Annotated in this window: 19 protein-coding genes and 2 tRNA genes; 16 read left to right on the forward strand and 5 right to left on the reverse strand. The window is 59.2% G+C overall.

Going from position 1 to position 19,678, the window contains the following annotated elements; genetic code table 11:
* Position 1: 1 nt before the first annotated feature.
* The gene (locus ACP7AD_RS07750; protein ID WP_426148213.1) at positions 2–1,234 is read left to right on the forward strand and encodes an MFS transporter; all 1,233 of its coding nucleotides are present in this window, start codon (positions 2–4) and stop codon (positions 1,232–1,234) included.
* Between the two features lie 120 nt (positions 1,235–1,354).
* On the opposite strand, the gene ACP7AD_RS07755 is transcribed toward ACP7AD_RS07750, so the two are convergent.
* Positions 1,355–2,404 (reverse strand): alpha/beta fold hydrolase, encoded by a 1,050-nt coding sequence (locus ACP7AD_RS07755; RefSeq protein WP_426148214.1) that lies wholly within the window; start codon positions 2,402–2,404, stop codon positions 1,355–1,357.
* A gap of 238 nt (positions 2,405–2,642) precedes the next feature.
* Between ACP7AD_RS07755 and ACP7AD_RS07760 the strand changes: the two genes are divergently transcribed.
* The 5 genes from ACP7AD_RS07760 (at position 2,643) to ACP7AD_RS07780 (ending at position 7,129) form a co-directional block, all read left to right on the forward strand.
* A complete protein-coding gene (locus tag ACP7AD_RS07760) occupies positions 2,643–3,296 on the forward strand; it encodes a YidB family protein (RefSeq protein WP_426148215.1) in 654 nt (217 codons plus the stop codon).
* A gap of 84 nt (positions 3,297–3,380) precedes the next feature.
* Positions 3,381–5,798 (forward strand): penicillin-binding protein 1A, encoded by a 2,418-nt coding sequence (locus ACP7AD_RS07765; RefSeq protein WP_426148216.1) that lies wholly within the window; start codon positions 3,381–3,383, stop codon positions 5,796–5,798.
* Between the two features lie 240 nt (positions 5,799–6,038).
* Complete coding sequence (locus tag ACP7AD_RS07770; RefSeq protein WP_426148217.1) at positions 6,039–6,473, forward strand: surface-adhesin E family protein; 435 nt, start codon at positions 6,039–6,041, stop codon at positions 6,471–6,473.
* Positions 6,474–6,551: 78 nt separating this feature from the next.
* A complete protein-coding gene (locus ACP7AD_RS07775; protein WP_426148218.1) occupies positions 6,552–6,914 on the forward strand; it encodes a translation initiation factor Sui1 in 363 nt (120 codons plus the stop codon).
* 2 nt (positions 6,915–6,916) lie between these two features.
* Positions 6,917–7,129: a DUF3820 family protein gene (locus tag ACP7AD_RS07780; protein WP_029524564.1), complete on the forward strand. Its 213-nt coding sequence runs from the start codon at positions 6,917–6,919 to the stop codon at positions 7,127–7,129.
* A 103-nt stretch (positions 7,130–7,232) separates the two neighbouring features.
* Here the strand turns inward: ACP7AD_RS07780 and ACP7AD_RS07785 are convergent, their stop codons facing one another.
* Both ACP7AD_RS07785 and ACP7AD_RS07790 read right to left on the reverse strand, forming a co-directional pair.
* Positions 7,233–7,964, reverse strand: a complete 732-nt coding sequence (locus ACP7AD_RS07785) for an amino acid ABC transporter ATP-binding protein (protein ID WP_426148219.1) — start codon at positions 7,962–7,964, stop codon at positions 7,233–7,235.
* Positions 7,942–8,709, reverse strand: a complete 768-nt coding sequence (locus ACP7AD_RS07790; protein WP_426148220.1) for an amino acid ABC transporter permease — start codon at positions 8,707–8,709, stop codon at positions 7,942–7,944. Before ACP7AD_RS07790 ends, ACP7AD_RS07785 begins: the two co-directional genes overlap by 23 nt.
* A 705-nt stretch (positions 8,710–9,414) precedes the next feature.
* Here ACP7AD_RS07790 and ACP7AD_RS07795 point away from each other — a divergent pair.
* Positions 9,415–9,846: a hypothetical protein gene (locus ACP7AD_RS07795; protein WP_426166069.1), complete on the forward strand. Its 432-nt coding sequence runs from the start codon at positions 9,415–9,417 to the stop codon at positions 9,844–9,846.
* 73 nt (positions 9,847–9,919) lie between these two features.
* Here the strand turns inward: ACP7AD_RS07795 and msbA are convergent, their stop codons facing one another.
* Positions 9,920–11,689: a lipid A export permease/ATP-binding protein MsbA gene (msbA, locus tag ACP7AD_RS07800; protein WP_426148222.1), complete on the reverse strand. Its 1,770-nt coding sequence runs from the start codon at positions 11,687–11,689 to the stop codon at positions 9,920–9,922.
* Positions 11,686–12,876, reverse strand: a complete 1,191-nt coding sequence (locus ACP7AD_RS07805) for an O-antigen ligase family protein (protein ID WP_426148223.1) — start codon at positions 12,874–12,876, stop codon at positions 11,686–11,688. The genes msbA and ACP7AD_RS07805 overlap by 4 nt, the downstream gene beginning before the upstream one ends.
* Here ACP7AD_RS07805 and ACP7AD_RS07810 point away from each other — a divergent pair.
* The 9 genes from ACP7AD_RS07810 (at position 12,866) to ACP7AD_RS07850 (ending at position 18,553) form a co-directional block, all read left to right on the forward strand.
* Entirely contained in the window at positions 12,866–13,048 is a 183-nt protein-coding gene (locus ACP7AD_RS07810) for a hypothetical protein (RefSeq protein ID WP_426148224.1), read from the forward strand. The genes ACP7AD_RS07805 and ACP7AD_RS07810 overlap by 11 nt on opposite strands.
* Before the next feature lie 54 nt (positions 13,049–13,102).
* Positions 13,103–13,873, forward strand: coding sequence for a glycosyltransferase family 2 protein (locus tag ACP7AD_RS07815; protein ID WP_426148225.1), 771 nt, complete (start codon positions 13,103–13,105; stop codon positions 13,871–13,873).
* Positions 13,870–14,712, forward strand: coding sequence for a glycosyltransferase family 2 protein (locus tag ACP7AD_RS07820; protein ID WP_426148226.1), 843 nt, complete (start codon positions 13,870–13,872; stop codon positions 14,710–14,712). Before ACP7AD_RS07815 ends, ACP7AD_RS07820 begins: the two co-directional genes overlap by 4 nt.
* A gap of 14 nt (positions 14,713–14,726) precedes the next feature.
* Complete coding sequence (gene tolB, locus ACP7AD_RS07825; RefSeq protein ID WP_426148227.1) at positions 14,727–16,016, forward strand: Tol-Pal system beta propeller repeat protein TolB; 1,290 nt, start codon at positions 14,727–14,729, stop codon at positions 16,014–16,016.
* A 40-nt stretch (positions 16,017–16,056) separates the two neighbouring features.
* On the forward strand, positions 16,057–16,596 hold the full coding sequence (gene pal / locus ACP7AD_RS07830) for a peptidoglycan-associated lipoprotein Pal (protein WP_426148228.1): 540 nt from the start codon (positions 16,057–16,059) through the stop codon (positions 16,594–16,596).
* A gap of 54 nt (positions 16,597–16,650) precedes the next feature.
* On the forward strand, positions 16,651–17,373 hold the full coding sequence (gene ybgF / locus ACP7AD_RS07835) for a tol-pal system protein YbgF (protein ID WP_426148233.1): 723 nt from the start codon (positions 16,651–16,653) through the stop codon (positions 17,371–17,373).
* A 104-nt stretch (positions 17,374–17,477) separates the two neighbouring features.
* Entirely contained in the window at positions 17,478–18,317 is an 840-nt protein-coding gene (locus ACP7AD_RS07840; protein WP_426148229.1) for a tRNA threonylcarbamoyladenosine dehydratase, read from the forward strand.
* Between the two features lie 76 nt (positions 18,318–18,393).
* Positions 18,394–18,469, forward strand: a tRNA-Lys gene (locus tag ACP7AD_RS07845).
* A gap of 8 nt (positions 18,470–18,477) precedes the next feature.
* Positions 18,478–18,553, forward strand: a tRNA-Lys gene (locus ACP7AD_RS07850).
* The last annotated feature ends 1,125 nt before the right edge of the window (positions 18,554–19,678 follow it).

The raw sequence follows: 19,678 nt of genomic DNA on the forward strand, positions 1-19,678 counted from the left end.
CATGTCATCAAGCGCTTCAACGATGGCGCCGGCCATCAGCCCGGCCACGCGCCGCACCATCTTGCTGCTGTCATTCGCCACCTTCGCCAGCATGGCCGCGCAGCGCATCTGCGACGCCATGCTGCCCGAGCTGTCGCGCGTGTTCGCGGTCGGCTTGGGGCAGGCGGCGCAGGTGGTGTCGGTGTTTGCCATCACCTACGGCGCGGCGCAGCTTTTCTACGGCCCGTTGGGCGACCGCATCGGCAAGTTTCGCGTGATCACCTTTGCCACGCTCGGCTGCAGCATTGGCAGCGCGCTGGCGGTGGCGGCCGGCTCGCTGGACATGCTGGTGTTTGCGCGCCTGCTGATGGCGCTGGGCGCCGCCGCCTTGATTCCGCTGTCGATGGCCTGGGTCGGCGACGCGGTGCCGTCAGACCAGCTCCAGGAAATGCTGACGCGCACCGGGCTGGGCAGCACCCTGGGCATCGTCGGCGGCCAGCTGGTCGGCGGATTGCTGACCGATGCGCTGGGCTGGCGCTGGGCTTTCGTGTTCATGACGGTGCTGTTCGGCGTCGTGGGTTCGCTACTGTGGCTGGACCTGCGCCGGCAGCGCGCACCGGCTGCGAAGGCCGAGGCGCCTGCCCAGTCAGCGCCGCGCCTGGGCTTCGTCACGCAGGCGCTGCTGATCGTGACCGGCCCCTGGTCGCGCATCATTTTGCTGATGGCGCTGGTCGAGGGCGCTGCCGGCTTTGGCGTGCTGGCGATCTGGGCTTCGCACCTGCACCGCTCACTGAGCCTGTCGCTGTCGCTGGCTGGCGCCATCGTGGCGCTGTTCGGCCTGGGCGGCATGCTTTACATGGCGGTCGGCCGCCACCTGATCCGCCGCTTCGGCCAGCAGGGGCTGGTGCTGTTCGGCGGCGGCATCGTGGGCGTGTCCGCGCTGGTGCTGGCCTACTCGCCACACTGGGGGCCGGCGCTTCCGGCCAGCCTGCTGGCGGGCTTTGGCTTTTTCATGTTCCACAACACCATGCAGGCCAACGCCACGCAGATGGCGCCACATGCGCGCGGCACGGCGGTGTCGCTGTTTTCCTCGTCGCTGTTCCTGGGCCAGTCGATTGGCGTGGTGCTGGCCGCCAGCCTGATCGACCGCATCGGGACCGGCGCGGTGATTGCGCTGGGCGGCGCGGTGATGGCGCTGGAAGGCGTGTACTTTGCCTGGGTGCTGCGGCGGCGCGAGCGGCTGTTGAAAGACTGACGCCAGGGTGCTGGTGCACATTCGTTTTAACCCGCAAACAGACTCTCAAGCATCAAATATGCTTTTTTCGCACGACCAGTGAGTGCAAGCAGCTATGAATTTAGTAGCGGATCGCATGCTTCATCGGCAGCTCATGTCCGGTTGCAATCCCAGCGTCAGGTCGTCCTGGGTCATGCTGGTGAAGTGATCGAGCGACGCCGCATGCAGTGGCGTGTCGATGGCGTTCACCACCCGGTCCAGCGCGGCGTAATGCGCCATGTGGCCGACGCCGGGTGCGAGAAACAGCTCGCTGTGCGGCAGTTCATCGTGCAGCCGGACCGACTGGGCTTTCGGATCAACCACCACGTCATCTTCTCCGGCAATCAGCGTGACCGGCAGGACGAGTTCGCCGTAGCGTTTGGACATCGTATTGGCCGCCGGCACCATGAAGGCCGCATCCTCGGCATTGGCGCGCAGCTGCACCGGCCGCAGCATCATCTCGCGCGAGACGATCGGGAAGAAATTGTCTGGCAGCTCCCTGGGCGCAAACATGGCCTGGGCCATTTTCTTGAGCATGAGCCGGCTTGACAACGCCGTGACCGTGTAGCGCATCACATCGCCCAGCACCGGCAGGGCGACCGGCGCGGTCAGGAAGGCATCGACGCGAAAGCTGGGGTAGAAGTAGCCGCCCACCAGCACCAGGCTGCGCACGTTTTGCGGAAAGTTCAGCGCCATGGCCATCGCCACCATCGTGCCCATCGAGTGGCCGACGACGACCGGCCGCTCAATGCCAAGTCGTTCCAGCGCCGCGCGCAGCAGGTCGGCCTGCGCCGCTGGCGTCCAGAGCCGGTCGCGCGGCCGGCTGCTGTGGCCAAAACCGGGCCGGTCAAAGGCAATCACGCGGTGCCGTCTAGCCAGCCGGTCCATCAGGCCGCTGGCGATGAAGTCCGCATGCGTCACGGCATTGCCATGAATCAGCACCACCGGCGGGCCTTCGCCGCGCTCGACATAGTGCAGGTCAGCGCCGTCGATGTCGATGAAGTCGCCAGCGGGCGGGTTGTCGCGCTCGGCCCGGCGCGCCCGGGCTCCAACCCACGCGGCGGTGGCGGCTGCGCTGATGGCAGCGGCAATGGCGATGGTGCCGGAGCGGGACATCGCCGGGGATTTCGTGCGGGGACTGAAACGGTTCATAAGGACTTTCAAGGGTGTTGAAAAAAGATGCGGTTTGCCCAAAATGCAAACCGCAAAAATTAAAGACTAACGGGGATGGGTGTTTACCCGCGTGACAATGTGTTTTGTTACCAATTCAGCGCGTGCCGCAGGCAGCTGAAAAAAGCATCCGGCATGCCTGCCATGCGGCCTTTGCCTACGCTGGGGCGCACCACGCGCGTTTAACGTTCTACCTTTTACAAACGAATGGGAGCATGCAATGGCGAATGATTTCCTGGGGCAGATCTTGGGCAGCGTGCTGGGCAATGCCCGGGCTGGCCAGCAAAGCCCGATGGGCGGCGGCGGGCTCGGTGACCTGCTGGGCGGGCTGATGGGTGGCGGCGCGCGGCAGTCAGGAGGCGCCTCCGGCGGCTTGGGTGACTTGCTCGGCGGACTCATGGGCGGCGGCGCGGGGCAGGGCGGGAATCGGCCTGCAGACCTGGGCGGTTTGGGTAGGGATCAGGGCCAGGGCCAAAGCGGCTCGGGCATGGGAAACAAGGGCGGCGCGCTGATGCTCCTGCTGCTGCCGCTGGCCATGCAATGGGTGCAGCGCAATGGCGGCATTGGCGGGGTGCTGGAGCGTTTCCGCAACCAGGGTTACAGCCAGCAGGCCGCATCCTGGGTATCCACCGGCGAAAACGAGGAATTGCAGCCGCAGGCGGTCAATGAGCTGATGGGCACGGAGGAGCTTTCGCGCATGTCGCAGCAGCTCGGTGTCAGCCAGGAAGAGGTTTCTTCAAGTATGGCGCAAATCCTGCCGGAAATCGTGAACCAGCTGACGCCTCAGGGCGGCGTGCCCGATGACGGCGACGAGGTGCTCAACCGCGGAACGTCGATGCTGGAACAGCTCATGAACGCCGCGCAGCGCCGCTGACCCGTTTGACTTGGGGGCTGCGCGCAAAAGCGTGCCGGCCGGCACCGCCCGAGTGTCGTGTGACGCGACACTAAAATCGCGGCCATGAAAACGCTCCTGCCCCGCTTCCAGCCATTTGCCGCCTCGCTTCTCGGCCGGCTGCGTCGTCTGACCCGGCGCGAGTTGGCCTGGGTTGCGCTGGCCTTGCCGGTTTTATTGCTGCTTTACGCGCTGGTCCAGGTTCCGTTCACGCCCAGCATTTCCGACCTGCGCAAGGTCAAATCCGAGAAAGCCTCGGTGCTGATGTCGCTTGACGGCCAGGAACTGGCCGTGTTCCGGCAGGCGAACCGTGAATGGGTCAATCTGGCCGACATTTCGCCCAAGGTCATCGACGCGCTGATCGCCACCGAGGACCGGCGGTTTTACCAGCACCACGGCATGGATCTGAGGCGCACGGCTTCGGCGCTGTTCCAGAGCGTCACGGGCGACCTGCAGGGCGGCTCAACCATCACGCAGCAGCTGGCGCGCAACCTGTTTCCCGACGAGATCGGCCGTGCGGCCAGCTTGAGCCGCAAGATCCGCGAGGCCGTCACCGCCCTGAAGATCGAGTCGGTCTACACCAAGGACGAGATACTGGAAACTTATCTCAACACCGTGCCGTTTCTCTACAACGCGCACGGCATCGAGATGGCGGCGCGCACTTATTTCGACAAGTCGGCCGGCCAGCTCGACGTGCTGGAAGGTGCCACGCTGGTCGGCATGCTCAAGGGCACCAGCTATTACAACCCGGTGCAAAACCCCGAGCGGTCGGTGCAGCGCCGCAACATCGTGCTCGCGCAGATGGTGAAAAACGGCACGCTGCCTGAAGCCAGCCTGACCGGTCTGCAGAAACGGCCGCTGAAAATTGATTTCGAGCGGCAGACCGAGCCGCTGGGTTCGGCACCGCATCTGGCCCAGCAGCTCAGGCGCTGGCTGATCGAATGGGCCGACCGCAACAGCTACAACATTTATGCCGACGGGCTGGTGGTGCGCACCACGATCGATTCGCGCCTGCAGGACATGGCTACCAAGGCGGTGACGCGCCATGCCGACAAGCTGCAGCGGCAAGCCAGCGCGGCGTGGGGCCTGAACGCCGGCTGGAAGGCGCGAAAAAACCTGGTGCAGTCCTTTGTGCGGGCCACGCCCGACTACAAGGCCGCGCTGGAGTCCGGCCAGACGCCGGAGCTGGCGCTGCAGCAACTGCTGGCCGACACCGGTTTCATGCAAAAGCTGCATGACGGCAAGACGCGCCTGCAGGCCGGCTTCATGGCGCTGGACCCGCAGAGCGGGCAGGTGCGGGCCTGGGTGGGCAGCCGCGATTTTGCGCAGGACCAGTTCGACCATGTGCAGCAGGCGCGCCGCCAGCCCGGTTCGACCTTCAAGCCTTTTGTCTATGGCGCTGCGTTTGAGGACGGCGCCAAGCCGACCGATACCTTTGTCGACCAGGCCGTGGCCATACCGTTGGGCAACGGCGCTTTCTGGCGGCCCGGCGATGGCGGCGGCCCGAGCGGCGCCACCATGAGCCTGCGCCAGGGGCTGATGTATTCCAAGAACACCATCACTGCCCAGGTCATGCAGCAGGTCGGGCCGGCGCATGTCGCCACATTGGCCCGGTCGATGGGCGTGCGCGACAGCCAGCTGGAAGAAGTGCTGTCGCTGGCGCTGGGAACCAGCCCGGTGACCTTGAAGGAAATGGTGGCGGCCTACGGCACGATTGCCAATGGCGGCAACTTCATCGAGCCGGTCCTGGTCACGCAAATCGAAGACCGCAACGGCAAGGTGTTGGAAGCCTTCGCGCCTCAGGTACCCGAGCTGGCCATGCCCGCCGAGGTGGCGCAAACCCTGCTCGACACCCTGCGCGGCGTGATCGACCAGGGAACGGGCACCGGCATCCGCAGCCAGTTCGGCATTCAGGCCGATGTGGCGGGAAAGACCGGCACCACGCAGGACAACACCGACGGCTGGTTCATCCTGATGCATCCGCAGTTGGTGGCGGGCGCCTGGGTTGGTTTTAACGACAACCGCATCACCATGGGCAATGGCTGGGGGCCGGGCGCCCGCAGCGCTTTGCCGATGGTCGGCGAATTCTTCCAGCAGGCCCTGCGGGCCAAGGTGCTGGATGCTGCGCTGCTGTTTGACGCACCCAAATCCTCGCGGCCTGCCAACCGATGGAGCAATCCAGAAGATGTGGAGCCGCTGCAGGCAGACGAAGGCGGCGTTCAAAACGGTGACATACCGCCTGACGACGCCGGGCCGGCAGGTCCGGTTTTCAGGGACGACCAGTCCTACCCGGACGAGTCCGGCGACATGCGTGCGCAAGACCGCCAGCGGCTGCCGCAAGAAGGCCAGGCCATGCCCAGGGCGTATGAACTGTTGCCGCCCGAGGGACGGCGGCCGCGCCCTGCGGAGCGTGCGCCGCAAACCCTTCGGGAAAACCCCGATGACCCGGCCTATCCCTACAGTGACCGGCCCGGCCAGCGCTGAACGCCAGACCGCCAGGATCGCGGGGCATGGCGTTCAGCATTTGCCGATGCTGCGATCGGCAATCAGTTGATTCGTCTGAAACCTGCTGGCGGGTTACCCTATTACGGATGAGCTGGTGCACTGCGGATTCATAATTGTTCCATTGCAGATGGTTTGAAGCCAGCCAGCTTCCTGTCTTTTCGCGTAATCCATCGGGCTCGGGTTCAACCTGAAACACCTGAAAATTCGGGTGATCTGTACATGAAAAATTTAATGATGGTGTGCTGCCTGTGGTGTTGCACGCTGGCGCAGGCCGGGGCGCAATGGTTCAATGTCATGGGCGATGCAGTCGATGAAAGCGTCAACACCATCGAGGTGGACCCGACCCCCGTTTCCATCACCGGCGAGACGCGCATCATGCGGGTGCGGGTGAGCCGTTCGCAAGAATGCGTCAATTGCGACGGCGTTGCCTACCGCTCCTTTGTCTCCGACGTTCTTTTTGATTGCCCCCAGAATGTGGCCCGCTACCTGTCGATAGACTACTACCGCCTGCCTGTTTGGAAGGGTGAGCCTTTCCTGCGGCAGGTGTACCCGCAGACGGAACCCAGCATGATGCAGTTTCGCGATGTCGAGCCCGACTCCTACAGGCGAATCCTCCGGGCCGCCTGCCATACCTCCACCATCACCAACAATTGAAATGCCTGAAGCCGGTGTTTTCCTTCAGCCAGCGAATTGCCTGAAGACCGGCGGCGTGCATCCAGCAACTTTCCGATCATGAAAAAAGCGTTATCAGCCACAGGCCTCGTCTATTCAACCGACGCCGGACGCATGTGCCCCGATTGCCGCCAGCCGGCATCCGCCTGCATCTGCAAGCTTTCAAAAGCGCTGCCCAAATCCGACGGCGTGGCGCGCGTTTCCCGAAGCACCAAGGGGCGCGGTGGAAAGACCGTTACGCTGGTGACGGGCCTGGCGCTCGGCGAGCCGGCGCTGGTGCTCCTGGGCAAGCAGCTCAAGGCTGCCTGCGGCTCGGGCGGAACGGTCAAGGACGGGGTAATAGAAGTGCAGGGCGACCACTGCGAGCAGGTGATGCAGGCCTTGGCCAAACAGGGCTTCGCCGCCAAAAGGGCAGGCGGCTGAAGATGACGCCCGACGACCTGCCGCTGCTGCTGACGCGCGTCATGCCCTTCGGAAAATACAAGGGCACGCCGATTGCCGACCTTCCGGGAAACTACCTGAACTGGTTTGCCCGCGAAGGCTTCCCGAAGGGAGAAATCGGCCGCCTGCTGGCGCTGATGCAGGAAATCGACCACAACGGGCTGTCGCATCTGCTCGATCCGCTGCGCAGGCGCTGAACCCCGCCGCAGGTCAAACTGCTATTTTAATCATAGCTGCTTGCGCCCGTGGGATAAGCGCAAGAGGCAGTTTTGATCATTAATTTTCAACGGCGTGACGCGTTTACAGCACCTTGCTCAGGAAGCGGCGTGTGCGGTCTTGCTGCGGCGTGTCGAAAATCGCCGCCGGCGTTCCCTCTTCAACGATCACGCCTTCATCGATGAACACCACCCGGTCGGCCACCTGGCGGGCAAAGCCCATTTCATGGGTCACCACCACCATGGTCATGCCTTCCTCGGCCAGGGCCTGCATGACCGCCAGCACTTCGCCGACCATTTCGGGGTCCAGCGCGGAAGTAGGTTCGTCGAACAGCATGATGCGCGGCTGCATCGCCAGCGCCCGGGCAATCGCCACCCGCTGCTGCTGTCCGCCGGACAACTGGCTGGGGTAGGCTTCGATCTTCTCCAACAGCCCGACCTTGTCCAGCAACTCGCAGGCGCGAACCCGAGCCTGGGCATGCGTGAGGCCGCGAACCTTGGACGGCGCCAGGGTGATGTTTTCCAGCACGGTCTTGTGCGGGAACAGGTTGAAGCGCTGAAACACCATGCCGATTTCGGAACGCAGCGCATCGACATCGGTCTTGGGCTCATGCACCGACACGCCATGCACCAGCACCTCGCCGCCCGAGGCATCCTCCAGGCCATTGAGGCAGCGAAGAAACGTGCTCTTGCCCGAGCCCGACGGGCCGATCACGCACACCACCTCGGTCGCCTTGATGGCGCAGTCAATGCCGCGCAATACCGCCAGCTTGCCAAACACTTTGGTCAGGCCCTTAACGCGAATCACCTCGTCCATAACGTGCCTCCAGTCGTTTCACGCCATAGGCCAGGCCGAGCGTGAGTACCCAATACATGAGCGAAATCGTGAGATAAGGCTCCCAATAGCGCGAATAGGCGCCCGCCACGGTGCGCGCCGCATAGGCCAGTTCGGCCAGGCCAATTGCCGAGATCAGCGAAGAGTCCTTGAGCAGCGAAATCGCGTTGTTGCCCAGCGGCGGCAGCATCCGGCGAAAAGCTTGCGGCAGCACGATGTGGTACATGGTCCGGGGAAAAGACATGCCCAGCGAGCGTGATGCCTCCACCTGGCCTTTGTCGATGGACTGGATGCCAGCCCGGAAAATCTCCGAGATATACGCGCCGGAATTGAGCGTCAAAGCCACCACGCCCGACAGGAAGGCGCCGTAGTTTTGCTTCAGGTCACGTGCCGATTCGCCTGAAATCAGCAGGCCGTCTGTCGGGTTGATGAACAGCGGCAGCAAGGCGAAGTGGATCAGCAAAATCTGCACGAACAGCGGCGTGCCCCGGAAAAAGCTGACATACACCGCTGCCGGCCACTGCAGCAGGTATTTGCACAATTGCTTTGCTGGCGCATGGCGCGCTTCAGCGACGCGCGCCAGGCCAACGGCCAGGCCCAGCGCCGTGCCCTGCACGATGCAGATCAGCGTGACGGCAATGGTCATTTGCAGGCCGCGCCAGAACAGGCCGGCGTATTGGGAAACGATGTCGGCTCGAAACCAGCCGAACCAGAGAACTTGCTCCATAACGAATCCGGCCGGCGTTCAGCGAACGCGCAGCACGAGGGCCGCGATGTCTGTTCGATTTCTGCGTTCTACCCGCAAGCGCATGCCTGGTGCCATCCAAGGGTTGGCGGCAGCAGCCGAAATTCTGTACGGGAGATTCATGATGAGCTTGAATGGGTAAAAGTAAAGGTTGGCGGGAACTGTCATGGAAAGGAGTGCTGAAAATGACGCTGGCAATGTTAACGCGTGCAAGAGCCATGCCGGTCGATGGATTTTGATCACGGGAACTTATAAAGTTTCTGGAACGGTGTGGTGGCCGTGCAGCCGGTCAAGGCTGTGCGCAGCAAAGACGGCAGCACGGCGCTTGAAACTCAAGGAATCCGATTGCCGTTCGCCGACATCTCGTTCATGATGCAATGTGGTTAAGTTCCAGTATTGACACTGGAACGCGCCTCGGTGTCGGCAACCCGCTGACCAGGCAAACAGTGCAACCCAGGGGAAGTTATCTTGAGTGAATGGCCAGTCATGGTATCGGTATTGAGTCTGCTGGTCGGGATGCTGTCGGGTGCCTGGCTATGGGCCGTTTGGCCGGGCCGGCGCAAGGTCGGCAACAAGCTGGTTTTGCCGTTGCCGGGCTTGTGGCCATTGAGGGGGCGACCCATTCTCAGCAGCCATGAGCAGGAAGTATGGCATTCGCTGAGGAGCGTTTTTCATGACCATGCGGTCATGGCGAAGACGCCCATCCTGCGCTTCACCCAATTGCGCGAACCGCCCATGCCGAAGTCGGCAAGCAACGCCACAACCCAGACCGAGCGGCGCCTTAAAAGCGATCAATGGCTGGAAATGCTCGGCGGGCTTTACACGACCTTCACCATCTGCACCCTGGACGGCAAGGTCGCCGGTTGCGTGGATGTGCTCGGCAAGCATGAAGGCAGCAAGGCCAGCCGTGAACTGAAAGAGGCACTGCTGCTCGATTGCGGCATTGCCTACATCGTGACGAGTGCCTTCAACGTGCCTGACGCCAGTGCGCTGCGTGAATTGTTTCTGGGCGAACTGCCCGACGCGCCTGTCGATCAGCAGGCCACCCGTGGCGGGGACAGCGACTTTCATTCCGATATGGCTGCCTTTACCAGGCAGCAGGCCAAGCTGGTCGACTAACCTGGCTTGGATTGCATTTGCTGATGCCTCTGGGTTCCAGCCTTCAAGCCGCTATCGGCCACGCTGGAACCACTCAGGAGGATTGAAAACCCAAACGGTGAAGATGGGCAAAAGCACCATTCATGGCCAGCAACTCCTTGTGCGTGCCTGATTCGATGATCCGCCCTGCATCCATCATGATGATGCGGTCAGCATTCTGGATGGTGGACAGTCGGTGCGCTATGACCAGCGAAGTACGCCCCGTGGTTAGCCGCCGGATAGCCCCCTGCACAGCAATTTCTGATTCGGTGTCTAGCGCCGAGGTGGCTTCATCAAGGATCAGGATTGGCGCGTCCTTGTAGAGCGCGCGTGCGATGGCCAGCCGCTGGCGCTGGCCGCCCGACAACTGCATCGCATTGTGGCCCAGCACGGTGTCCAGGCCTTCGGGTAGTCCGGCCAGCAAGGATGCCAGGTTTGCGGCTTCGAGGCAGTCACTGACCCGGGCCGCATCGACCGGCTGCCCAAGGGCCACGTTGTCGGCAATGCTGCTGTTGAGCATCACCACATGCTGGCTGACCACCGCAAACTGCGAACGCAGGCACGCCAGGTCCCAACCGCGAATCTCCTCGCCATCGAGCGTGATGCGACCTTCCGTGATTTCGACAAAACGGGGCAGCAGGTTCACCAGGGTCGTCTTGCCGGAACCCGAAGCTCCCACGATGGCAAGTGTTTCTCCAGCAGAAATGGACAGGTTGAAGCTCTGAAGCACTGGCACCGCATCTGCCTTGTACGCAACGCTGACACCCGAAAATTCAATGTCGCCAACGGCTCTTGCCTTGACAAAATGGCCGCTGGTTTCGTCCGGGGTCAACTCCATGAGGTCCAGGCCGCGCTCCACAGCCGCAAGCCCTCGGGTGATGGGTGTGGCAGCGTCCGACAGGCTTTTGATGGGGGCGATCAGCAGCAGCATGGCGGTGACGAAAGCCACGAAACCCCCCACTGTCGTCGTGTTTTCCGCGCTTTGCATCAGCGCGATCGAAATCACGGCCGAAAGCGCCATGGCGGCAAGCACCTGTGTGATGGCGCTCATGCCGGCATAGGCGGCCGTTGACTTCATCGACAGGCCGCGCAGCGAACGGCTTAGATGGTCAAAACGCGTGGCCTGCGAGGCCTGGGCGCCATGCAGGCGAACATCCCGATGCGCCATGACATTTTCTTCCACCACATAGGCCAGGCTGTCCGTGGCTGTCTGGCTCTCTTTGGTCAGGCGGTATAGGCGTTTGGACAGGACCTGAATGACCAGGGCGACTGCAGGAAACAGAAAACCGACAATCAGAGTGAGCTTCCAGTTCAGGTAGACCAGGTAGCCAATGAGGGCCAGCAGCGTCAGCACGTCCCGCGCCAGCCGCATCACCGCATTGATCAGTGCTGACGAGCCATTGAATACTTCATACACGACCGTGTTGGCAATCATGCTGGAACTTTGGTCGGAAAACAGGCTTAGCCGGGCACTGAGCAGCTTGCCAAACATGGCTTTGCGCAGTTCCAGCAAACCATCGTTGGTCACCTTGGCCAATGCGAACTGCGCCAGAAATCCCGAAAGCCCCCGGATGATGAACAGCAGCATCAGCGTGACGGGTACCAGCCAGAGATTCAGGTCATCTTGCTGGAAGCCCCGATCCAGCAAGGGTTTGAGCAATGCGGGCACAAAAGGCTCGGTCGCCGAGGCGACGATGGTGGCGCCAATGGCGAGCGCCCAACCTGCCCGCGAGCCGCTGAAATAAGGCCAGACGCGCGCCAGCCTGCGCAGCAACGTCTGTTTTGGGGCCAGGGACACGATTTTTTTGGGAGAGGGCTTGGTCACGCAGGCTGCTTGTATGGGTGGATGGCAGTTGGCTGGTCAGCGGTTTTTTGATGGCCCAGGGCAAGCAGCAAGCCGATCAGGATGCAAAAAAACTCTCCTATCTTCCCGTCGTAGATAGAAGAGTTGAAAAGGCAGGCCAGAGCCAGTGCCAGGACTGTTGACTGCGCTGCACGAGCACACGGCGGCGCCAGCTTTAAGGTGTCTCGCCACAGTGAAAACAGCAGAAAAATAAAGAGAAGAATGCCCGGAATGCCAAGCTGCACCCCCCAGAGGAGAAATTCCTGGTGCGGATTGCCGTTGCCGGCAATATCGACGTGGGCCGGATCTCTCTCTCGTTCAAGCCGGTTGAACTGTGTGCTCCAGCTTCCAATGCCTGAACCTGCCGCTGGATGTTCGCCGATGGCTTCTAACGCCGTGATCCACAGGTTTAGCCGTATTCCGGCCGATGTATCGGCCTTGTGCGTTTCAGAGTAGGCCGATACTTCGGTTTGAACCAGGGTCAGCCTGTCCCTGATCTGGCTGGACGTGATAAAGAGGCCGGCGCCCAGCAGGAATGGCAGCAAGACAATGACCGCGCGGTATTTTTTTGGCAACTCCCACATGATGGCGATTGATATCAGCGCAATCGAAATTACGTAGCCGCTGCGACCCTTGAGCACAAAAAAGACATTGGCCAGTGCCACCAATGCGATGCAGATTGCAAGCTTTCGGCCAAACCGCCCGGGAGCGTGTCCGCGCAGATGCCAGCAAATTGCAGCAAAGACGCCACTCATGATGCCTTCGTCAAGGTAGCTTGAAAACACTGCATAGTCCGTCAAGGCGCTGCGGGAAGTTGCCCATGGAACAGGCAACTGCGCGAACAGCATCCAGGAACTTGCCAGCAGGAAAGTCTGCGCCGCAGCAAACGAACCCAAGGCATAAATTGCCTCGCGTCGGTCACGAATGAGGAACACCATCAGGACGATCAGGAGCAGCTTGCCGTACTTGATTAGCGAGCCCAACGCATCAGCTGGTGGCGCCACGGTCCAGAAAAGACTCAATGCAAATGCAGCAAGGGCCAGAACGACTGCAAGTGGTGTGTTCAGGCCCTTTAGCGGGCTGTCTGAGGTTGGGGAGCGCTTCGCAAAAATCAGGACGTACAACCCGAGTACCACGAGGAAAAGCTTCGAAATGCTGATGAGAACCATCGACAGTCCGACGCATGCTGCTGCCAGGCAAATGACGGCAAGCCGAAAATTGATTGTGTTTTTTAACAAATTAGGTTTGGGGCCGAGAGGATTTGCCCGGATTATCGGCGATTCTCAACGGCTGCCTGCAAAGCGTATTTGCTCTATGGTCTGCTATGCTTTGCGTTTTTGAGCCAACTGCCCGCGTTGCTGAACTGTAGCTAGGCTGAACTGAAAAAGGTGTTTGTTGACAAGCTTGTCGGTCATCGTGATCACACAAAATGAAGCCCGCAACATTGAGGCCTGCCTGCGCTCGGTTCAGTTTGCCGATCAGATCGTGGTCCTCGATTCCGGAAGCACGGATCAAACGGCTGAGCTTGCCTGCGGTCTGGGTGCCGAGGTCAGCTTCAACAGCCACTGGCAGGGGTTTGGCATTCAAAAAAACCATGCCCTGGCTCTTGCCAATGCCGACTGGGTGCTGTCAATCGATGCCGACGAGCGCCTAAGCGCCGAACTGCAGGCCGAAATTCAGCAAGTCCTTGCGAATCCCGTGGTGGATGCTTATTGTTTTGCGCGGCTTTCGAGTTACTGCGGCCAGTACATCCATCACTCAGGCTGGTATCCAGATCCTGTGACGCGGCTTTTCCGGCGTGGAGCGGCCCGCTTTTCCGATGAAATCATCCATGAAAAGCTTGTTGTGAAAGGCCGGGTCGGCCAGTTGCGCGGTCAGTTGCTGCATGAAAGCTTTCCAGACTTTGAAACGGTCTTGGACAAGGTTGATCGCTACTCCAGTGCAGGCGCCCAGCGCTTGCTGAGCAAGGGCAGGTCATCCTCGTTTCCCAAGGCGCTGGGCCATGGCTTGTGGGCATTTTTTCGAACCTATTTCTTGCAGATGGGATTTCTTGACGGCTGGATGGGGCTTGCGCTGGCTATCTCCAACGCCGAAGGAACTTACTACCGATACTTGAAGCTATGGTTGCTTTTGCTGGATCGAAAGGCTCCGACTGAGTCGCCATGAAAATCAGTTTCATCGTCCTGACCTACAACCGTACAGACGCATTGCTGGCAGTTTTACAATCATTGGCTCGCCAGTGCAATCAGGACCATCAGGTAGTGATTGCCGACGATGGGTCGCGACGTGAGCAGGTGCAACTGCTGTTGGACCGCTGCCCTATGTTTCAGTGCCCTGTCCTTCATGTATGGCACCCGGATATTGGCTTTACCATCGCGCGAGCCAGAAACCTGGCTGCAAGCCATGCGACAGGTGAATATCTGGTTTTCCTTGACGGAGATTGCATTCCGAACAGTACTTTTGTCGCGCAACACGAGCGCTTGGCCGAGGCAGGCTATTTTGTAAACGGTAGCCGGGTGCTTTTGAGCCAGCGCCTTACGGCCGATATGATCAATAAAGGGCTTGATCTACCCAGCCAGTCTGCGCTTTACTGGCTGCGTGCAAGGCTGCGCGGAGATTGCAACAAAATATTGCATCTCCTTGTTTGGCCCAAGCACTTGTTCAGGGTAAAAAAGACCTTCAAGTGGAGCGGTATCCGGGGCTGTAACCTAGGTGTGTGGAAGCGGGATTTCCTGAGTGTCAATGGATTCGATGAATCTTTCGAAGGCTGGGGCCATGAAGATGCCGATTTTGTGCTGCGGCTTAGTCATCTTGGCATACAAAGGAAAAATGGATTCCTGGCGACCGAGGTTTTCCACCTCTGGCATCCCGAAAGCAAGCGCGACAAGGAATCGGATAATAAAGACCGCGTCATGGCGCGAACGAAGACCCATCTCATCTTTGCTGAAAAGGGCTGCCGGGAACTCGACACGCCGGCAACTGTCAAACTGACCCAATTACATTGATAAAAATCAGATCTATGCGCACTACACCGCCCTTGAATCGCCGAACTGTTTTCGGCCTGTTGGCAGCAGGCACGCTCTTGCCCCTGCCGGCGTTCGCCCAGTTTCGAGTTGAAGTATCGGGTGTGGGCATGACACAGCTACCGATCGCTATTGCGCCCTTCAGAGGCGAGGCGCAGTCACCGCAAAAAATTGGCAGCATTGTCAAGGCTGACCTAGAACGCAGCGGCATGTTTCGCGGCGTTGACGCTGCGAGTGTCGTGGCCGATGAAAACACCCGTCCCGATCTGGCCAGTTGGCGCCAAAAGGGTGCTGATTCCATGGTGACTGGCAGTGTTTCACCGCTTGCTGACGGTCGATTTGAAGTCCGTCTTCGTTTGTGGGATGTCGTGCGCGAGCAGGATTTGGGCGGCCAGAGCTACACTGTCGCAAAATCCGACCTGCGTCTTTCGGCGCATCGTGTTTCTGATTTTGTGTATGAAAAGCTGACCGGCGAAAAAGGCATTTTCTCGACGCGGATTGCCTATGTGACGAAGGCCGGCCAGCGCCATACGCTATGGGTTGCAGATTCGGACGGGGAAAGCGCGCAGTCAGCCTTGGCGAGTCCCGAGCCCATCATTTCCCCTGCCTGGTCGCCCAACGGCACTCAATTGGCGTACGTGTCTTTCGAGTCGCGCAAGCCAGTGATTTACTCACACGAGCTTGCAACGGGAAGGCGCCGCCTGCTCGCAAACTTTCGCGGATCGAACAGCGCACCCGCTTGGTCGCCCGATGGCAGCCATCTTGTCGCAACCCTCAGCCAAGCAGGCGGTTCGCAAATTTATTCCCTGGGTCTCAATGGCGGAGATCCCAAGCGCTTGACTCAGTCGTCGAGCATTGACACCGAGCCGGCATTTTCCCCCGATGGGCGTTCGATCTATTTTGTCAGCGACCGGGGCGGCTCTCCGCAGATTTACCGCATGAGTCCGGCAGGCGGAAGTGCCGACCGGGTGACGTTCACTGGCAGCTACAACATCTCACCAGCCCTCAGCTCTGACGGTCGATGGCTGGCATTTGTCTCTAGAGTCGGTGGCGGGTTCAAACTGCATGTCATGGAACTCGCGAGTGGAACAACTACGGCTATTACGGATACCTCTGCGGATGAATCTCCTAGCTTTGCTCCAAATAGCCGGTTGATTGTTTATGCAACGCAGCAACAGGGCAAAGAGGCGTTAATGACCACGACGCTTGACGGCAAGATAAAAGCGCGTCTGTCAGGCGCAGGCGGTGACATCCGCGAGCCGGACTGGGGACCATTTCAGCGATAGGCAATAATTCCGGATCAATTTTGTTTAGCAGGGGTAATAAATGAAGCGCTTTTTTTCTTCCATCATCTCGTATCTTGTCCTCGTAACCGCACTGGCGGCTTGTGGCTCCAATGTCAAACTGCAAGACGTTCCAGTCGAAGACAGATCAGCCAGTTCGTCGCAGGCCGATGCCGATGCCGCAGCGGCTGCGGCCAGAGGCGTTGCACCCGTGCAGATTGGCGCTTCGGATGTTTCGGCTGCAGGTCCAGCGAATACAGCCAAAATAATTTACTTTGATTTCGACAGTTTTGTGGTCAAGCCTGAATTCCAGAGCGTCATCGAAGCGCACGCAAGATACCTGACGGGCAACAAGTCTCGCCGCATGGCCATCGAGGGGCATACCGACGAAAGTGGCGGCAGGGAGTACAACCTGGCCTTGGGGCAAAAGCGTGCTGAAGCCGTGCGTCGTGCGCTCGGTTTGCTGGGTGTCACCGATTCCCAGGTTGAAGCAGTCAGTTTCGGCAAGGAAAAGCCTGCTGTTGCCGGATTCGATCAGGAATCAATGGCACGAAATCGTCGTGCTGAACTTAATTACCGTTAACTAAGCGTTCTGACAGTGAAGATACCCAAAGTTTTTTGCGCGGTCGTGGCGTGCATGCTGGCATTTAACGTCAGCGCAGCTTTGTTTGAAGATGATGACGCCCGCCGGGCCATTCTTGATTTACGGCAAAAAGTTGAAGCTTCACAACTGCGTACTGTTGAAGAGCTTCGTAGAGGCAGCGAGGAAAATGCGCAGCTTCGACGAAGTTTGCTAGACCTGTCCAATCAAATCGAATCTTTGCGTAACGAAATGGCTGTGTTGCGCGGGCAAAACGAACAGTTGACTCGCAGCGTTTCCGATGTTCAGCGCTCACAAAAGGACGTAGCCCAAGGCGTGGAAGAGCGTCTGCGAAAGGTCGAGCCTGGCAAGGTGTCCATAGATGGACGCGATTTTGAGGCAGAGCCTGCTGAGAAGCAGGAATTCGAAGCTGCCCTCGCCAATCTTCGAAAAGGTGATTTTGCCGCTGCGCAGGTGGCTTACACGGCTTTCATCAAGCGTTATCCGCGCAGCGGCTACAAGTCATCATCCTTGTTCTGGTTGGCCAATGCGCAGTATGCCTTGCGTGACTACAAATCGGCTGCAGGAAACTTTCGTATGCTTGCAACTTCCGACCCTCAGCATCCTCGGGCGCCTGAAGCTCTTTTGTCAATGGCCAACTGCCAGGTCGATCTCAAAGATGCAAAGGCTGCACGTAAAACCCTGGAAGAGCTTGTTACTTCCTACCCACAGTCCGAGGCTGCATCCGCTGCCAAGGAGCGACTTGTGAAGCTCAAGTAACAGCTCAGTTTTTTGGGGATCGCCTTGCCCTGTGCCTTGTATCGCCGGCAGTTCCATGCAGTCTTGCGTCACCCAGACGCCGGACCTAAGAAGTTACAAAAAAGATGAACCAGCCCGATTTGTTTGCCACGGACCTTGAGCGCCGCTTTGGAGGGCTTGCGCGTCTGTACGGGGTCACCGGCGCCGCGCGTATCCGGAAAGCACATGTCGTCGTAGTGGGCTTGGGCGGCGTCGGCTCTTGGGCGGCCGAGGCCCTAGCACGTAGCGGTGTGGCCCGTCTGACACTGATTGACCTGGACCATATTGCGGAGTCCAACATCAATCGACAGGTTCATGCGCTTGACACCACATTGGGACAGTCCAAAGTGCAAGCCATGCGAGAGCGTATTGCGCATATCACTCCGGCATGCCGGGTTGATTGCATCGAGGAGTTTGTCGATGCGGAAAACTGGCCCGAACTTGTTTCTTTTGATCTCCAGACTGATGATCATATTACGGCTTTCATTGATGCCTGTGACCAAGTAAAGGCCAAGACTGCGCTGGCAGCATGGGCGCTGAAGAATAAAGCCTGTTTTGTCAGCGTTGGGGCGGCTGGTGGCAAGCGGCTTGCCCATCTGGTAGATATTGAAGACCTGTCGGCGGTAACACACGACCCTTTGCTAGCCCAAATTCGATCCCGCTTGCGCAAGGATTACGGGGCAGCCCGGACTGGCAAGATGAAAATGATGTGCGTCTTTAGCCGCGAACCGATCACGAAGCCTTCAGTTGCAGAAGGTGCCTCAGAGCTTTCCAAGAACATTGCGGGAAACAAGAGCATGTCCGCATTGTTGCCAACACAATCTGATGGAAGCTTGAATTGCCATGGTTATGGTTCCGTGGTCACCGTCACTTCAACTTTTGGAATGTGTGCTGCCGGATGGGTACTTAACAAAATTGCGGGTTGATCCAAAAAAGGCATTAAAGAACGTTATAATTTGAGGCTGTGCTGCAAACATGCATCACTATCAAGATGAAAATCTTGGGACGTTAGCTCAGTTGGTAGAGCAGCGGACTTTTAATCCGTTTGTCGTGGGTTCGACCCCCGCACGTCCCACCAAATTTTTTGGGTTCTTAGCTCAGCTGGTAGAGCAGCGGACTCTTAATCCGTAGGTCGCGAGTTCGAATCTCGCAGAACCCACCAGCCGAATGCCTTATAGGCACTAGCCCTGTAGCTACTTAATTGATAGCACGGGGCTTTTTAATTTGTGCCTTCAATTCCTCATGTAGCCACCATGTAGCCACCGGTACCGGGTTTTGTACCGTGTAGCCAGCATGTAGCCACTCAGCACCAGCCAAAAGAAAACCCGAACGCGGCGGGCTTTGAATTCGCTTGATTGTTTTTCAATGACGGCGGCAACGTGAGTTTTAAACCCTTGCACAAACCTTGCGGTTCGGCGCGGCCTTCGTGCGTACCTTGCGCCCGGCCCGGTTCGGCTTTATCAGCCAGGGTGCAGCGGTGAACGCGCTTTGATTGGTTGATTGTTTTTCAATGCCCGGCTGGGCACTTTTGGGCACTGTGCCGTATTTCGCCTTTTTTAAAGGGCCTCACTTTGAATTGGTTTGATTGTTTTCAAGATTCAAGCCGCGCCAGGCTGACGGCCAATATCTGGTTTTCTGAGGTTTGTTTAACCTTGATTTGAGTTCACAGCCTCAGTATTTTTCACTTGTTTATTGCGCGTCTTCGGCTGCAACCCTAGTTTTCCCTAGCAGTCCAATGCTAGTTTTTGTTAGCTTGCAACCTGTAGTTTTCTGAAGTTGCAATCTCAGGTTTTCTCAGGTCGTAGCCTTGTCATGCGGCCCGTGGTGCAGCGCCAGCCCCGAATTGATACCAGCGTACCGGCTGGCCCTTGCGCTGGCTGTGCGCTCTGTTTTTCCACTGTTACCAGCAAAGCCCATAAACGACAAAGCCCGCTCAGTGGCGGGCCTTGGGGACTCCTTAAATTTCAGGAAACTATCGGGCGTTGGGGCTGGGCTGGGTCTGTTGCTCCAGGCGGAATAAATCAATCATGGCAACCATCCCCGGAATCACCGAACTTTCTCCCCCCTATATGGGGGGAGGAGAACTTCGGTTACGGAATTCACCGAAAACGGCGAAAACGGCGAACTTCGGTTATTCAGTTCAGCCACAGCCAGCCCTCATTCAAGCCCATCACACCACGCGAAACCAGCCCCGTAATCGCTTCTCTGGTGCGGGTTGCACGTCGCCACGTCTCACACGTCAGGCGGCCAGCCCCAGCACTCACAGCGGCCTCAAGCTCGATACAGC

Origin of the sequence: Polaromonas sp. DSP2-3-2b2, assembly GCF_049895905.1 — a bacterium.
GTDB lineage: Bacteria > Pseudomonadota > Gammaproteobacteria > Burkholderiales > Burkholderiaceae_C > Polaromonas.

Bases quoted from the DNA above. Each gene is read 5' to 3' on its own strand.
- ACP7AD_RS07750 (WP_426148213.1), top strand. From the start codon at position 2: ATGTCATCAAGCGCTTCAACGATGGCGCCGGCCATCAGCCCGGCCACG.
- ACP7AD_RS07755 (WP_426148214.1), bottom strand. From the start codon at position 2,404: ATGAACCGTTTCAGTCCCCGCACGAAATCCCCGGCGATGTCCCGCTCC.
- ACP7AD_RS07760 (WP_426148215.1), top strand. From the start codon at position 2,643: ATGGCGAATGATTTCCTGGGGCAGATCTTGGGCAGCGTGCTGGGCAAT.
- ACP7AD_RS07765 (WP_426148216.1), top strand. From the start codon at position 3,381: ATGAAAACGCTCCTGCCCCGCTTCCAGCCATTTGCCGCCTCGCTTCTC.
- ACP7AD_RS07770 (WP_426148217.1), top strand. From the start codon at position 6,039: ATGAAAAATTTAATGATGGTGTGCTGCCTGTGGTGTTGCACGCTGGCG.
- ACP7AD_RS07775 (WP_426148218.1), top strand. From the start codon at position 6,552: ATGAAAAAAGCGTTATCAGCCACAGGCCTCGTCTATTCAACCGACGCC.
- ACP7AD_RS07780 (WP_029524564.1), top strand. From the start codon at position 6,917: ATGACGCCCGACGACCTGCCGCTGCTGCTGACGCGCGTCATGCCCTTC.
- ACP7AD_RS07785 (WP_426148219.1), bottom strand. From the start codon at position 7,964: ATGGACGAGGTGATTCGCGTTAAGGGCCTGACCAAAGTGTTTGGCAAG.
- ACP7AD_RS07790 (WP_426148220.1), bottom strand. From the start codon at position 8,709: ATGGAGCAAGTTCTCTGGTTCGGCTGGTTTCGAGCCGACATCGTTTCC.
- ACP7AD_RS07795 (WP_426166069.1), top strand. From the start codon at position 9,415: ATGGCGAAGACGCCCATCCTGCGCTTCACCCAATTGCGCGAACCGCCC.
- ACP7AD_RS07810 (WP_426148224.1), top strand. From the start codon at position 12,866: ATGAGAACCATCGACAGTCCGACGCATGCTGCTGCCAGGCAAATGACG.
- ACP7AD_RS07805 (WP_426148223.1), bottom strand. From the start codon at position 12,876: ATGGTTCTCATCAGCATTTCGAAGCTTTTCCTCGTGGTACTCGGGTTG.
- ACP7AD_RS07820 (WP_426148226.1), top strand. From the start codon at position 13,870: ATGAAAATCAGTTTCATCGTCCTGACCTACAACCGTACAGACGCATTG.
- tolB (WP_426148227.1), top strand. From the start codon at position 14,727: ATGCGCACTACACCGCCCTTGAATCGCCGAACTGTTTTCGGCCTGTTG.
- pal (WP_426148228.1), top strand. From the start codon at position 16,057: ATGAAGCGCTTTTTTTCTTCCATCATCTCGTATCTTGTCCTCGTAACC.
- ybgF (WP_426148233.1), top strand. From the start codon at position 16,651: ATGCTGGCATTTAACGTCAGCGCAGCTTTGTTTGAAGATGATGACGCC.
- ACP7AD_RS07840 (WP_426148229.1), top strand. From the start codon at position 17,478: ATGAACCAGCCCGATTTGTTTGCCACGGACCTTGAGCGCCGCTTTGGA.